Source organism: Anaerocolumna sp. MB42-C2, assembly GCF_030913705.1.
GTDB lineage: Bacteria > Bacillota > Clostridia > Lachnospirales > Lachnospiraceae > Anaerocolumna.
In genome coordinates this window covers 5,992,672-6,008,181 of record NZ_CP133190.1, presented here as the reverse complement: position 1 = coordinate 6,008,181, position 15,510 = coordinate 5,992,672, and the positions used below count along the sequence as shown (strand labels likewise).

13 protein-coding genes and 1 riboswitch are annotated in these 15,510 nt (G+C 34.9%); of the genes, 3 read left to right on the top strand and 10 right to left on the bottom strand.

All coding sequences use genetic code 11. The features are described from left to right. Positions 1–166: 166 nt before the first annotated feature. The gene (locus tag RBU59_RS26575) at positions 167–664 is read right to left on the bottom strand and encodes a DUF5721 family protein (protein ID WP_308145483.1); all 498 of its coding nucleotides are present in this window, start codon (positions 662–664) and stop codon (positions 167–169) included. A 103-nt stretch (positions 665–767) separates the two neighbouring features. Here RBU59_RS26575 and RBU59_RS26570 point away from each other — a divergent pair, with 103 nt between their 5' ends. Further along, positions 768–965, top strand: a complete 198-nt coding sequence (locus tag RBU59_RS26570; RefSeq protein WP_308145482.1) for a hypothetical protein — start codon at positions 768–770, stop codon at positions 963–965. 71 nt (positions 966–1,036) lie between these two features. On the opposite strand, the gene RBU59_RS26565 is transcribed toward RBU59_RS26570, so the two are convergent. The 5 genes from RBU59_RS26565 to RBU59_RS26545 form a co-directional block, all read right to left on the bottom strand. Continuing rightward, a complete protein-coding gene (locus tag RBU59_RS26565) occupies positions 1,037–1,729 on the bottom strand; it encodes a TraX family protein (RefSeq protein WP_308145481.1) in 693 nt (230 codons plus the stop codon). A gap of 232 nt (positions 1,730–1,961) precedes the next feature. Continuing rightward, the gene (locus RBU59_RS26560; protein ID WP_308145480.1) at positions 1,962–3,803 is read right to left on the bottom strand and encodes an alpha-amylase family glycosyl hydrolase; all 1,842 of its coding nucleotides are present in this window, start codon (positions 3,801–3,803) and stop codon (positions 1,962–1,964) included. A gap of 57 nt (positions 3,804–3,860) precedes the next feature. Then, the gene (locus tag RBU59_RS26555; protein ID WP_308145479.1) at positions 3,861–4,523 is read right to left on the bottom strand and encodes a DUF6320 domain-containing protein; all 663 of its coding nucleotides are present in this window, start codon (positions 4,521–4,523) and stop codon (positions 3,861–3,863) included. A 14-nt stretch (positions 4,524–4,537) separates the two neighbouring features. Continuing rightward, on the bottom strand, positions 4,538–5,797 hold the full coding sequence (locus tag RBU59_RS26550; protein ID WP_308145478.1) for a hypothetical protein: 1,260 nt from the start codon (positions 5,795–5,797) through the stop codon (positions 4,538–4,540). A gap of 234 nt (positions 5,798–6,031) precedes the next feature. Next, positions 6,032–6,946: an alpha/beta hydrolase gene (locus RBU59_RS26545; RefSeq protein WP_308145477.1), complete on the bottom strand. Its 915-nt coding sequence runs from the start codon at positions 6,944–6,946 to the stop codon at positions 6,032–6,034. Positions 6,947–7,245: 299 nt separating this feature from the next. Here RBU59_RS26545 and RBU59_RS26540 point away from each other — a divergent pair, with 299 nt between their 5' ends. After that, positions 7,246–8,880, top strand: a complete 1,635-nt coding sequence (locus RBU59_RS26540) for an ABC-F family ATP-binding cassette domain-containing protein (RefSeq protein WP_308145476.1) — start codon at positions 7,246–7,248, stop codon at positions 8,878–8,880. A gap of 250 nt (positions 8,881–9,130) precedes the next feature. Here the strand turns inward: RBU59_RS26540 and RBU59_RS26535 are convergent, their stop codons facing one another. Continuing rightward, positions 9,131–9,727, bottom strand: a complete 597-nt coding sequence (locus RBU59_RS26535; protein WP_308145475.1) for a zinc dependent phospholipase C family protein — start codon at positions 9,725–9,727, stop codon at positions 9,131–9,133. 747 nt (positions 9,728–10,474) lie between these two features. Here RBU59_RS26535 and RBU59_RS26530 point away from each other — a divergent pair. Next, on the top strand, positions 10,475–11,752 hold the full coding sequence (locus RBU59_RS26530) for an HlyC/CorC family transporter (protein ID WP_308148648.1): 1,278 nt from the start codon (positions 10,475–10,477) through the stop codon (positions 11,750–11,752). Between the two features lie 206 nt (positions 11,753–11,958). Here the strand turns inward: RBU59_RS26530 and RBU59_RS26525 are convergent, their stop codons facing one another. From RBU59_RS26525 to RBU59_RS26515, 3 genes are all read right to left on the bottom strand, one after another. Continuing rightward, on the bottom strand, positions 11,959–13,743 hold the full coding sequence (locus RBU59_RS26525) for a methyl-accepting chemotaxis protein (RefSeq protein ID WP_308145474.1): 1,785 nt from the start codon (positions 13,741–13,743) through the stop codon (positions 11,959–11,961). Between the two features lie 44 nt (positions 13,744–13,787). Further along, positions 13,788–13,870, bottom strand: a riboswitch (cyclic di-GMP riboswitch). A 133-nt stretch (positions 13,871–14,003) separates the two neighbouring features. Further along, positions 14,004–14,528, bottom strand: a complete 525-nt coding sequence (locus RBU59_RS26520; protein WP_308145473.1) for a dihydrofolate reductase family protein — start codon at positions 14,526–14,528, stop codon at positions 14,004–14,006. An 81-nt stretch (positions 14,529–14,609) separates the two neighbouring features. Next, positions 14,610–15,377: a GNAT family N-acetyltransferase gene (locus RBU59_RS26515; RefSeq protein ID WP_308145472.1), complete on the bottom strand. Its 768-nt coding sequence runs from the start codon at positions 15,375–15,377 to the stop codon at positions 14,610–14,612. Positions 15,378–15,510 lie beyond the last annotated feature (133 nt).

Sequence of the window (15,510 nt, the reverse complement as noted above, 5' to 3'; positions counted from 1 at the left end):
CAAATTTACTTTCACTTCTCCCATAACAGTAATATAACCGGCAAAATGTTTTGCATTCTGCCGGTCAGATCACGATTATTATCAATATTTTATAAGATTAGTATCTTACCAAAGATATGAATTATTCAAAAAATATACAAATACATAAAATTTTTTGTTGTATTTGTTACTCTTCCTCGGCAGCAATTTCATAGTGTTTTAAAAACAGTCTTAAATCATCATCCCAGGTATGCTCGAGAGTTTTATCCATATTAAAACTTTTCATAGAAGTACCGGTAATTAAATATAAACTTCCCTTATCAAACCGGATGTTTAAAAATAATCCGTTTATATCACTGATTGGTATAGCAATTCCTGATCTTTTAAGTACCTTTTCCGTATTGGCAGGTGATAATAATAAGATAATTTTAATGGACAATGGTAATTTATTTCCTTTGATTAATGAATAGGCAATAGGTTTAATTTCACTCCAGGTAGCATATTGTCTTCCTTCTATTAACTCTAATTCGTCTGCAGAATAATACTCGGTATTTAGTCGTCCGGATAGATGGAATTGATTAAACGTTACAATCTGCATTTCCGATAACAAAAAATTATCGAATACATTTTGAATCAATAAACTGTTCATAAATGCTTTTATATCAATTATTTTTAAAGAAATCATGTATATTTCCTCCTATATTACAAACACTAAAATAGCATGTTTTAATAAACATGTAAAGTAATAAAAGGACTTCAGTAAGAAGGATAAGATTGGAGGGCAAATTATGTATTTTGATCACAATAAACGAAGTTATTATCGATTTCCCAGTAAAAACAGTGTAACAGATTTTGATACACAGATGCCTTACTATTTTCCGGAGAAAAATTCCGTGGTATCAGATGACCTGTCCGGAAGCTCCCAGGATCCAAACTACTATAATTACGATGATGTCCACGATTACTCTCATGGAATGACCTTATAAACCCAGCTTTGAAGCCTTTGAAAGTTAAGTGAACGTAAACGGGGGTGAAGTGTTTTTCATCCCCGTACATTTTAATTAAATATAGGAAGCAGGCTGATAAAATATAACAGTAAGATATGAGCTGGGTAAAAAATATAAAATATATATTTATTTCCCTGGTGACCTCTTTTTCCGTTATAAAACAAGATGAACAGCATAGATAACGCCGCAAATACCTGTAATCCTAATCCAAAAGATACGTTAACTAATAAAACTGCAAGAGTAAGCAGAAATTTATTAAAGCGGAATACATAAAATGCAACAATCAATAAAACACCCATAAATTCGTAGTCCGTGGCAAGTACAGTTGCTAAAACACACCCCAATACTACCACGAGACAATCCAATCCTTTACGTATAAATACATTTTTAGCAAATTTTAAATCAATTATACTCATGAAACAAATAACTGCTAATCCAATGAACAACGTAAAGAATATATTCTGTTGAAGTATATATCCATAATGCAGTGATTTGTTCGAAAATGCCAAATCAAAAGGAATTTCGGAAATTAGTGCAAAAAGCCCTAATCTTAATAAATATCTCTTCACGTTGCTGGTATGTATAAAACCCTCCACTAATAGAAAACAAAATATGGGGAAAGCCAGTCTTCCGATACTTCTGCATATTAAATATGCAATTGTATCTGAGGGAATTAATATAGCTGCCGTATGATCGATAAACATTGTTATTATGGCAATCATTTTCAATACATAACCATTCATATTTTACACCCCATACATATCGCAGGCTGCCTGCGATATTGCCACCATTAAAAATGAGTGAAAGAATCCCATGTGGCATCCCTCTTTTTTATATTTTCTTTCACTCTTTCAAACAAATTGCCGCGCAAGTGGCATCTCAAATAATTGGGGAAGAAGTTTGGAATGAGCACCCTCCGTGCTCATTTCGGAGTTCTTTTAGTGTGAAGATGCTTTTTCTTCACACTTACACCCCTTATTTACTGATTAAAACAACTGCCGTTCTGGCAGGTATTTCATAGATTCTTTGATTGATTAATAGCTGCTCCTCCATGATATTATTTTCCGTATTTGAATTATAGAGCACATACCACTGTTTGCCGGCAGGCAGTTTTGGGAGATCAAAACCGTGGTTTTCCCAATGCATATTAAATCCCAGATAAAAAATCCGGTCATTTTCATTCCTGTTTATTTTAACATAATTACCGGCCAGCATAACACCCACTACTCTGCTGTAATGGCTATAATCCGGATACCAGGCTTTGATTCCGTGAAAGGATATATCCGGTAATCCGCAGGCTATGTAATCCATATTGCGGAGCTGCTCTTCCATATGCAAAATCGGATGTTCCGTTCGAAGTTTAATTAATTGTTTCACAAATTGAAATAAACTTTTATTTTGCTCTAATAAATCCCAGTCCAGCCAGGAAATTTCATTATCCTGACAATACGCATTATTATTCCCCTCCTGAGAATTGCCAAATTCATCTCCGGCTAATAAAAGTGGAGTTCCCTGGCTTAAAAATAGTAATAGTAAAGCATTACGTATTTGCTTCTTTCTTAAGTACCGTACTTTCTTGGATTGTGTTTTACCCTCTGTTCCGCAATTCCAGCTGTAATTATAATCTGCTCCATCTTGATTATTCTCACCGTTTTTCTCATTGTGTTTCACATCATAAGAGTAGAGATCCATTAAAGTGAATCCATCATGATTTGTTATATAATTGATGACTCCGCACTTATCCGGATTTTTTTTCATTCGGTTTGCCACGGCGGGGGTTTGTTCTTCATCTCCTCGTAAGAAACGTTTTGTATCTACGGAAAATCCCGAATTATATTCAGCAAGATTCTTAAAATCAGGTACCATATCTTTCGGATAAATCCTGTCTACATCCCACCCCTCAGCCAGCAGTTTCACCTTGCCAAGAATTGGATCCGTACCTATGAGAATTCCCGGTACCGTTTCCGAAGAAACCTTAAAACCATCTAAATGGTACTCCAAATACCAAAATCTCAGGCAGTCCTGGATGAAACCGGGATTTAATCCTTTTACGAAATTCATCTCCATAATTACTTCTATCCCATTTTTATGAAGGGTATCAATCATATATTTTAATTCATCCGCCTGGTGTGATGGTTCTGCACAATAGGAAGCTTTGGGAGCAAAATAATAATTTTCATTGCTGTATCCCCAATAATTCATTTTATGATTACCGTTGAATCCATTTTGTCCGATTATTTCATTATATTCATAGATTGGCATCAATTGAAGGCAATTGACTCCCAGTTCTTTTAGATGTGGTATTTTCTCAACAACTCCAAGAAATGTTCCACCATTCGTAACCCCGGATGACGGGTGTCTGGTAAACCCCCGCACATGTAATTTATAAATAATCAATTTAGAATAAGGAATATGAAGCGGCCACTCTCCCTGCCAGGAAAAGCCGGTTTGATAAATACCTCCCCGTAGCAGTTTCGTTTCCTCTGCACTTAAAACTTTCCCATATAATTCTCTTCCATAGATTTGTTTGACATAAGGATCTATAAATTCCTTATTCCTAACCTGATATGTATAGGTTATCCCATTTATATCAAGATTTTTAATTAGTACAGAGAATACATTGCCGGTTCTGTTTTGATTCGTAAGTACTACAGATTCTCTAAGTGAGCCGGTATCTTTATCATATAGGTTTAAACAACAGGTATCACTGCCATATACAGATACGGCAAAATTAATTCCATTGTTTAATACGGTTACACCAGGGAGCAGGGGATTGCCTTTCTCTAATATAAAACCTGACTTACTTTTTTTTGCCATATCTATCCTCCCGATTAAAAAATTACTTAACTTTTATCTCCGGTTATATAAGACTCTTTACAGATGCATTCGTTTATTTAACTCTTCCCTGATATTATCACCCTCAAACAAAATAACGGCTGCCAGTGATAACACACTAATTGATATAGAAATAACGGACGGATATTTTACATGAAGAAGGTTTAACAGAAGAAATAATATGGGAATTATGCCAAATATGCTATCCAATACAATGTATATTATAAAATCCCTGACACCTAACCGCATAATTTTTGCTGTGATATACATTACAATCATAGCAACAACACAGACAATTGGAATTACATAATCCAAAGACCAGCCTCTCCACCCTGTCTTCCAATCCCACAAAACAGCCAATACCGATATAACACCAACCTGCCAGATAACACTTTTAGGTATATTATGTCTTTTGCGTATTACCATAGCCAGGCTGATCCAGATACACAAAATTCCAAATATAATAAACATCGGCCAGTTTACATTCACAGGAAACATGGCATTTACAGCCAAACTGACTACAACGATACTAATAGATATAAACATCATTACCCGTATCATTAAATTATATTGATAGGTTACCGGTATATCGGGAAATAATTCTTCTTCCTCACTTCCCAAACCGGATAATGTATTCTGGCATAATGGGCAATATTTACGGTTGCCCCGAATATGAACCTTACAATGCTCACAATATTGCATGATTCTACCTCCTGTTAAAGATTTGTAGCTATCTTTACATCAATACCTTTTTTTGTAAGAATCTGAAAGAAAGTTTTCTGAATGTCCGTATCGGTAAAAGGTGAGGTAAAGCTGATTACCAGATTATCTCCATAAGAACACATACATATCTGTGGCCTCCTGGCACTGGTAAATACCTCAAACTGCCTGATATAAGGCGCAAACTCAACGGGCATAGTTACTTTACCAATGTTGGAAAGAGCCGCTGTAATACCTCTTTCATTGATACGGTTCGCTAATTTTAAGGTAACGTCCTTAAGTACTAGAGGTACTGCTCTTGTAAATACATTATGTTCCAGCGAAGCTAATCTCTCCATATGGTTTTTCAGATGTTCTTCCGTTAATTCCCTTGTAAAACTTTCATTTACACTTTTTATTACCTCCTGCAAATCGTTATTTCCCTTACCGAAATGATATCCGATATTAATCGTACTGAAAAAATTCCTGGCTGATTCCGATTCAAAATAATTACGCAGATTTACAGGGATTGATAAGACTACCGGGTGTTTTTTACCTCGCTCCGACATATTTTTATAGATAGAATACATAAACAAAGCTGTCAGATATACGGTTAAGGTTGTATTATACTCATGTGCCACATTAAGAACTGACTTAACAGACATGGTTCCCTCTACCAGACACATCCGGTTTTCTTCTCTTCGGATTCCCCTAATGTGATAGGCCCGCTCACTTTTAACCACCAGCGACAGTTTTTTACCGGTATAATGTTTTAAGAAACTGTCATCCATCTTCTGGCTGAGAGAAGCGTCATAATCCATCTTTGGTATTGTATTCTTTAAGGACTCCTTATATTTTCTGGTAAAATACTGATATAATAAACTTTTCATGAACCAAAGTGCTCCTGTACCATCCGAAAGCGCATGAAAAATTTCTAAATTTATACGGTTTTTATAATAGAAGACTCGAAACAGAAGATTTCTTCTGTTCTCATTATAAATTCTTGCACAAACAGGAAGGGATTCTTCTTCTACAACAGGCCGTATATTGCTCATTTCAAAATAGTACCAGAATACCCCTTTTCGTAATACGGATTTATAGAGAGGAAATATTTCTATTGTTTCATCCAAGGCCTCTTGTAATAGAACCGGATCCACCCTTTCAAATAATTCACAGGCGAACCGGAAAACTTTTGTATCCCTTTCATTACTGGTAGGCGGGAAAATCTTCGCCGCATTATCAAGCCTGGTCCATTCAACCTTTTTTCGATGTTTCATTCTTCATACCCATTGCATAACACATCTGTTTGTGTTATAGCCACATAATAAAATGTGAAACAAGTTTCACAATGTCAAAGAATCTACATATGGCAATCCTTTCTTTAAGTATTATTTCACACTAACGCCCATGCTCTTTGGGCACAAATCCTGAAGAATAGTGTCTTTTTCTATTCTTCAAAAGCCTCATATCCGAGTCTTTTGGCCCGCATGTTCTTGGCGAGACCGTTTGTACTATATCTCTTCATTTAAAAATCGGTTTATTATCTCATAACACTTCATAACATAAACAGACTGCCTGGGCAGAGACAGAAAACCATGAAGTGCATCACTTATGCGCTCTATGGTTATAGTATTTCCATATTCTATAAGACGCATACCGTATGCTTCCCCCTCATCCCGCAAGGGATCATACTCCGCTGTTATAATCAGTGTTTGGGGCTGGTTACTTAAATCGTCTGCTAAAAGCGGTGCTACATAAGGATTATAACGATCCTCTTCCTTCGTTACATATAAATCCATATAGTCCTGTATTCGCTTAGAAGTCAGAAGATATCCCGTTCCGTTTTCCAGTACGGATGGAAACGGTGAATTATCACTATGATCATGATAAGTGGCGGGATAGATAAGAATTTGTTTTGACGGCAGAAACTCTCCTCGGTCCCTGGCCATCAGGGATACAACAGCCGCAAGATTTCCACCCGCACTGTCACCTATTAAAACAATCTCTTTCGGCACCTTATGGAATATACTACGATCTGTAAATATCGCCTTAGCCACATAATAACAATCTTCTGCACCAATGGGAAAAGGAAATTCCGGAGCCAGGCTGTAATCCACGGAAACTACCACATAACCTGTTACGTTAGCCATATTTGCGCAAATATAACTGTAGCTGTCAATATTCCCGGTAACCCAGCCTCCGCCATGAAAAAATAATAAAACCTTAAATGCTTTACTTCTATTGGGTTTAAATATCCTTACAGGAATTTCCCTGTCTTCAAACATAATTTTTTTATCTAATAAATTATATAACGGCCTAATATAAGGATGTGCTGCAATAAATAACTTACGTTGAAGCTTATAGTGTTTCTTTAAATCTATAGGATACGTGAGGGCCTTTAAAGCCATTCTCCTGACACGATTCATAAGCCTTGGCATCTCCTTTATAATATAATATTGTCTTCATTTTATAGAAGAAACCATAAAAAGTCAATTACACCAAAATGGTTGATTATAATTGTTGCTAACTATACACTAACCCAGATTATACCATAGTTATGAATACATTTATATTAATATTTTCTTTCTATAAAGAAACTCCGGCAGTTAAAATCCCTATTAAGTCCCAGATTCTCACAAAATACAATAAAACACTTGCAAAATAGTAAATTTACGTTAAAATATAAAATGAATCTTAACACGTTGAACGATCGAGAGGTATAAAAATGATACAAGCAAGTAACGTAACTTTAAGACTTGGCAAAAGAGCTTTATTTGAAGATGTAAATATTAAATTCACGGAAGGTAATTGTTATGGTCTGATTGGTGCAAACGGTGCCGGTAAATCTACTTTTTTAAAGATTCTTTCCGGTCAATTGGAAGCTACCAAAGGGGATATTATTATAACACCCGGACAGCGATTATCTTTCTTACAGCAGGATCATTTTAAGTATGATGAATATGATGTCCTGAATACTGTTATTATGGGTAATCAACGTCTATATGATATTATGAAAGAAAAAGATGCTATCTATGCGAAAGAAGACTTTACGGAAGCTGACGGTATTAAGGCAAGTGAACTGGAGGGTGAATTTGCAACGCTAAACGGTTGGGAAGCAGAATCCGATGCAGCGACTCTTCTAAACGGTCTTGGCATTGAAACTGAACTTCATTACAAACTGATGAGTGAATTAAACGGCAGTGAAAAAGTTAAGGTGTTATTAGCTCAGGCACTGTTCGGTAATCCTGATATTCTGCTTTTAGATGAACCTACAAACCATTTGGACTTGGAAGCGATCCGCTGGTTGGAAGAATTCCTGATTAATTTTGAAAATACAGTTATCGTTGTGTCCCATGACAGATATTTTCTGAATAAGGTATGTACCCATACTGCTGATATTGACTACGCAAAAATCCAGCTTTATGCAGGTAACTATGACTTCTGGTATGAATCCAGTCAGTTAATGGTTAAGCAGATGAAAGAAGCAAATAAGAAAAAAGAAGAAAAAATCAAGGAGTTGCAGGAATTTATCCAAAGATTCAGTGCCAATGCTTCAAAATCCAAACAGGCAACTTCCCGTAAAAAGGCACTTGAAAAAATTGAATTGGATGATATTCGTCCCTCCAGCAGAAAATATCCTTACATTGATTTTAGACCAAACAGAGAAATCGGCAATGAAGTCCTTACTGTTACCAATCTCTCAAAGACTATAGACGGAATTAAAGTTCTGGATAACATATCCTTTACCGTAAGCCGTGATGATAAAATTGCTTTTGTCGGCCCTAACACTCAGGCAACTACGACACTTTTCCGTATCCTTGCAGGTGAATTAGAACCGGATGAGGGGGATTATAAATGGGGAATAACAACAAATCAATCCTATTTTCCGAAAGATAATACCAAGTATTTTGATACCGATGATACCATTGTTGACTGGTTAATGCCAATATCTCCGGAGAAAGACGTAACTTATGTACGTGGTTTCTTAGGCAGAATGCTATTTGCCGGTGAAGAGGGCGTAAAGAAGGTCAGAGTCCTATCCGGTGGTGAGAAAGTTCGTGTAATGTTATCTAAAATGATGATTGTTGGTGCTAATGTACTGCTTATGGATGAACCAACTAACCATTTGGACATGGAATCCATTACAGCACTTAATAACGGTTTAATTAAATTCTCAGGAGTATTATTATTTACTTCACAGGATCACCAGTTTATTCAGACAATTGCAAACCGTATTATGGAACTTACACCTAACGGTTTAATAGATAAAGTAACAACATATGATGAATATTTAGATAACGATGAATTTGCAAGAAAGAGACAGGTAATGCAGATTGACCGCGGAGAAGATGACATCTAATAATTGTTTGCCTGGGCATAAATCGGAGAGACCACCCGGTTATCTTATACAATAATAAAGTGTCTGACTATCCAGACTCCATCGCTGACTGCTATCACCTCAGTTACATCTGTATCTGGCTCGTCATGTGCTTCTTATCCGGTAGGGCATTAATTTTATGTGGAAATTTAGAGTACTTTCCTCATAAATAAAAGCTCTGTCTTTATATCTGGAAATAGTAATCTCCCGATATAAAGACAGAGCTAATTATTTAGGCGGCTGATGCCTGATTTATTCGCTTATCCATTAAATTAAGTTCAAATATCTGCAATATGGCATCTACCACTTTATGGCATAGCTCAACAATGTAAAAACAATCTACTGTTATAACTTTAATTGCTTTCAGATATTCTTCATGCATTTTCTTAATAAATTCCAGAATTTCATCAACTGATTTAAAGATTGAATTATGCTCACGTCCACGAATTGCTTCATCACTTTTAACATAAGACCGGAATGCCAGTTTTAAATCTCTTTCATAGGTACAATGTTCTTTCAGATTTCCTTTAAAAATATCATTATGCGGAAAAGTAAAATAATCAGCTATATAATGTGTAACAACCCCCAGATGCCTTGAATAGTATCCGGTCATTCCCCTATCCATATCATAATAATCCGTAATTTTTAATATTTCCTTTTTCAGAATTTCAAAGGTTTCTTCAATATTATGTTTTCTTGTTAAAAAAGATGGAACGCAATCCGGTAATATACTGCCAATATAAAACGCCTTTTTGTGGTTTACTAATTCTTCAGATTTCATACTTTTTATCAAGTAATTCGCTAATGAGATGTGCGATTTTTTTCTCATAAAGTCCCCCGCTCTTATGGTGAGTAAAAATAAAACCATTCTGTCAGACTAGATGCTATAATTCGACTCGTCACGACACTGCTGATAAATATTCTACTACTTCAATATAAAATTAACAAGATATAATTAATGGTAAAATTGAGCAATGAAAGAAAAAATTACAACTTATAGTCCATATTTCTTAGCAGCCTCAATGAGTTTATTATAAATCAATTTAATCCATTAATAAATAGTTAAAATCTTATAAAATTAAAATAATTTAATGTGAAAATTGCTGTATACAAAATATATTAATAATTATTCTTTTTATAACAGTTATATACTAAAATAAAAATTTTATATAAATAACAATGTCTGGTAGGTTATATATCTAATTATTTATAGAAACCTTTGAAAAATACCCATTTCTGTTGACATTTGATACTTTTTCATGTAAAATTATAACAATTGTATACAAAAGCAAGATAATTTTATTTAGTCAAATGGCACTTATAACAAATAGATTATAATAATAAAAATGTATTCTTATATTACAATAATGTCAATAAGGATTTGATGTTGTCATATCTGGACCTTTTAAAGGCATAAGGAATTAAAATGAATTTATTACTTATACCAACCATTTATGCATATATTTATTTAACAAAATTCTGTTATGAATACACAATCCTACATATTGTGTTAACCCACTATGAGAACTATATTACCGTTATACTTGCCAACCACAAAGAATTAGGAGATGATAATTTGGACTCGAGTGAAGTCACGCAACTGATCATATTAGGTTTTTTATTGCTACTATCTGCATTTTTTTCTTCAGCAGAAACCGCCCTTACCACTGTTAATAAACTTCGGATCCGAAGCCTGGCAGAAGACAATGTAAAGGAGGCTGTAATCGTAAATAAGCTGATTGAAAATCCGTCGAAGATGTTAAGTGCAATATTAATTGGTAATAACATTGCCAATCTGAGTGCCTCTTCAATTGCTACTGCTCTCGCAATTCAATTTTTTAACAGTATCGGTATCGGTATCGTAACCGGTATCCTTACTATATTGATTTTAATTTTCGGAGAAATCACCCCGAAAACCATGGCGACGATTTACGCAGAAAAATTATCACTACGTTATGGACGAGTTATAAATTTTCTGACTCAATTAATGACACCTGTTATTTTTTTAATCAATCGGATTTCATTAGGATTTTTATTACTGTTTCATATTAACCCTCATGCGAAATCTTCTGTTATTACCGAAGACGAACTCCGTACAATTGTGGAGGTAAGTCATGAAGAAGGGGTAATTGAAAGTGAAGAACGCAGAATGATCACCAATGTGGTTGATTTTGGCGATTCCCTTGCGAAAGATGTCATGGTTCCCAGGGTAGATATGGTATTTGCGGAAGCTTCTCTAACCTATGATGAATTAGTCGAACTTTTCGCTGTTGATAAATATACCAGAATGCCTGTCTATAGTGAATCCAGGGATAATGTAATAGGAATCGTAATTATAAAGGATTTATTCTTCTATCAGGGTTCTAAGGAAGAATTCAGTATTAAAGATATCATGAGAGAACCTTATTTTACTTATGAATATAAGAAAACCTCAGAATTATTAATAGAAATGCGTAAAGAATCTATTCCGCTGGCCATTGTTCTTGACGAATACGGTGCTACCGCAGGACTTATAACCTTAGAAGACTTATTGGAAGAAATCGTTGGAGATATTCGTGATGAGTATGACGATGATGAAGAAGATTCCATTCGAAATATCGGTGAGAATGAATATGTTGCCGATGGAAATACAAAATTGGATGAAATTAATGAATTCCTGGGATTAGAGTTAGAATCTGATGATTATGACTCTATAGCCGGTCATATGATTTATCTGTTAGATCATTTACCGGAAGTAGGTGAAAGCGTAACAGATAATAATATTGTTTTTACTGTTGATGCAGTAGAAAAAAACCGTATTGATAAAGTACACATTGTTATATTACCGGAATCCGAGGAAAAAACAGAAGAATAATCATAATTTTATTATTATTAATTTAAGAAATAATATCTATCAAAAATACTGGATTTGTTATTGTTAGAGTTGATAATATTAGGGTTGCTGAAATATTCTTTCAGCAACCCTCTTTTTATTTTTTATAACGATTCTAAGTCCCATGGTATACCTTCTATATAGAAAACTAATGTTCGGATTAAAATCGTAAAATCATTATTCAAAAATCATACTTTGAACCGCGATACCAATTTATGAAGAGAATCCGAATATTGTTCAGACTTATTTGCCTGATTCAGCAATTCACCGGTTTTTTCAGTTGCAGAATCAATACTTTGAGATATATTTCCTGCGCCCTGAGCTCCATCAAAAGTAGCCGCTGCTATTTCATTCATAGATTTGGTCATATGTTGAATAGATGAACTAAGACTGTTTGCCGTATCACGGAAATCAGATATCACTGTTTGCAAATACGCTGCATCCGTATTATAATCATCCGAAGCTTTCAGCATTAACTCATAGTCGTTTCTTACATTACCGGTCAGATAATTAACAAGCTCACCGGAATTCTGATACAAACTGTTGACAGAGCCGGTAACTGATTTAATCATCGTTTGTATTTCATTTACCGTATTTTGAGAATTGTCCGCAAGCTGTCTGATTTCTTCCGCAACTACCGCAAACCCTTTCCCTGCTTCTCCTGCCCGTGCTGCTTCAATCGCGGCATTTAATGCCAATAAATTAGTCTGATTCGTAATCTGTATGATTACATCTGCTAAATCGCTTATCTGTGCTACGGCTTTGGAATCATTTAAAGCCTGGTTTAATTTTTCCTGAGCTCCTCTGATAATAAGATTGCTGTTTTCTACAGCTGCATTAAAATTGTCTTTTAATGTTGCTGCCCTATCACTGATCTCAACGACAGCCCCCGCTGCGTCTTCTGCTTTTTTCGCAATGGAATCAGCAAAATCAGATAATGCCATTGCCTTATTATTCATATCTTCTGATATGGCTGTTGTCTGTTCCATTCCTGCTGCGATTTCCTCCGTAGTAGACGAGATCTCTTCTATCTCACCATTTAAAGCCGCCATGTCATTTTTAACAGAGATGGCTGAGGCTGCAACATTCTCGGATTCCTTTACGACCCCTTGAATAAACTCCTTAACCTGCATGGACATTTCATTCAGTGTTTTAGCTAATAAACCAATCTCATCCTTTGATTTAATATTTATTTCCTGAATGGTTATTCTGCCGTTTTCATCCTTTTCAAAAGCTCTCACAAGGCTGATAATTGGCCTTGATATTAACCTGCTTAGAATCATTCCAATAATACTGATACCAAGTAAAGAGAATAGAATAATTCCTATAATACTAAGGATGTTCTCACGGAATTTATCCTTGAGCTTTAGTTCTTGTTCAGCAACAGTCTGATCGATATCGTCTATATAATTTCCAGTACTGACAATCCAGTTCCAAGGTTCAAAAAGCTTAGAATAAGCACGTTTTGGGCTTAATTGACCTGTTTTTACATTCTCAGGTTTTACCCACATATAATCTGTATAACCGGAATTTTTATTATCCGTAGCACCGCTTATGATTTCTTTAATTAATGCAACACCGTTAGGATCTTTTATGTCAATTCGATTCTTTCCCTCATCCTCCGGTTGAATAGGATGGGCTATCAGATATCCTTTTGTGTCGTCAATCCAAAAATAACCGTCTTCATTATAACGTAAGGATTTAACTGCCTCTTTGGCTGAATCCTTGGCTTCCTCTTCTGACATTGTTCCTTTATTATAAGCATCATAATAATAATTTACAATTGTACCGGCTGTTTCCACTTCATTCTTAATCATTTTGTCATAATCATCCGATAAAGAACTTTTTATAGCTGCAGTTTCCTTTTCATTCATATTTGCTATACTAAGTAAGCTGTATGCCCCAATTAATATAGTAAAAAAAGAAGAAGTGGTAAGTAGTGTTAATAGTATCTTTTGTCTGATTTTTTTCATGTCTGCCTCCAAGTATGTTTTATCTTTAGAAAAGGTGAAATACTATACTTGCTGGCCGGTTGCACAACTAACTCCAAATTCCATATGTGCCCAGATACAGGAATTCTTCAACGTTTCCAACAATTTAATTCATAAAATGAAACATCAACTATTATACTATACCATTTTTATCCTTTCAATCTAGTTATCCAAAAAAATTATCTCACATAAATACCGGCGTTACTGTTCACAGGCAATGTCATTTAATTCCGCCGCCTATATTAAGTTGACTCATAATGCAGCTCGGTAAATTGGTTAACACGTCTTATTCCTTTTAAAACTAAACGTGTTTCGAAATCAAGTTTTTTGAAAAGAGGAATACCATCTCCAATGATAGTCGGTGCTATGGTTATAATCCACTCATCCACTAACCCCTGCTCTATAAAATCATGAAGCAATTCCCCTCCGCCCACAATCCATATATCTTTTCCGTCCGTCTGTTTCAGGTTCTTAACAAATTCCGTAATATTAACATTAATATACTCAACATTTTTATCTTTTCCCTGCTTTGTTTTAGAGAATACATAACATTGCTTATTTTTATACGGAAAATTATCACCCTCATGATCTAGTATCCAATCGTAAGTTCTTCGCCCTAATATAATTGCATCTATAGTATCATAGAATTCAGCGTATCCATTATCTCCGTCTCCCTCGGTCTTAAACAGCCATTCTAAATTATCATCTTTTGCAGCAATGTATCCGTCCAGGCTCATAGCAATATATAGAACAATCTTTCTTGTCATTTAATTTTACCTCCGATATGATATTATTATTTATATAATAATAAGGGAAATTAGGTTAGTCGTCAAAAATTAGCCTAATTTTTACTTATTTAATTCTGCAATATATTCATTTCTTTTTACCGTGAGTTGAACCCAAGCCGGTCTAAAGCCGCTTTTGATTGCATTTCTCATCGATTTTATATTAGACCAGGCACAACAGTAAAATGGAACTATATTCCTTTTTAGTACTTCTATGGCAAGCCTGCTTGAGAGACTTGAAGCAATACCCTGCATTCTATATTCCGGTAGTACGTCAATTCCGATTTGCCACATAGTTTCACAATCGGCAGAACATCCTGCAAGACCGATAAGTTTACTCTTATCAAATGCACCAATGGCTAATTTATCTAGCTGTTTACGTTTTTCGCATAACGCATTTTGCCATTCCGGTAAATAATAGTCTGAAAAATGATCCGCTTCCAAAACCTCCGTTTCATACTTACAATCAAGTAATTTTATAGAATCCATATCCGGTAAAAAATATTCCGCCATAAAACAAACGTTCAAATTAAATGGCTTAAGTTTTTCAGTTAATATATGCAGGTTGGGTGTTTCAAAACAATGTTCAATAGGATATTTGCTTATATAATCACTTACTGCTTCCCTTAATTCTTCCGAAACAGATGCTACAATATTGTTGCCATATGAAGTCAGATCGCAGTAAAACGGTAATTCCAAGTATTTTCTGGCCTTGGAATTACTACCTGAGATTACTATTTTGTTATCTGATTTAATGAAGTCCTCCATACAGCAATTACTATCAATAGCAGATTGTTGCATTGCAATTTTAATAATTTCGCTATTCGTCATGGTTTACCTTTCTTCAAAAAAAATATAATATGTACTCTTTTATTATTTTGGTGATTTCAATCGTATTATGCTTATCAGGTGTGTAAACGAATAATCTCATTCTTAATCAAATCAATTCTTTCCTTTGTTCTTC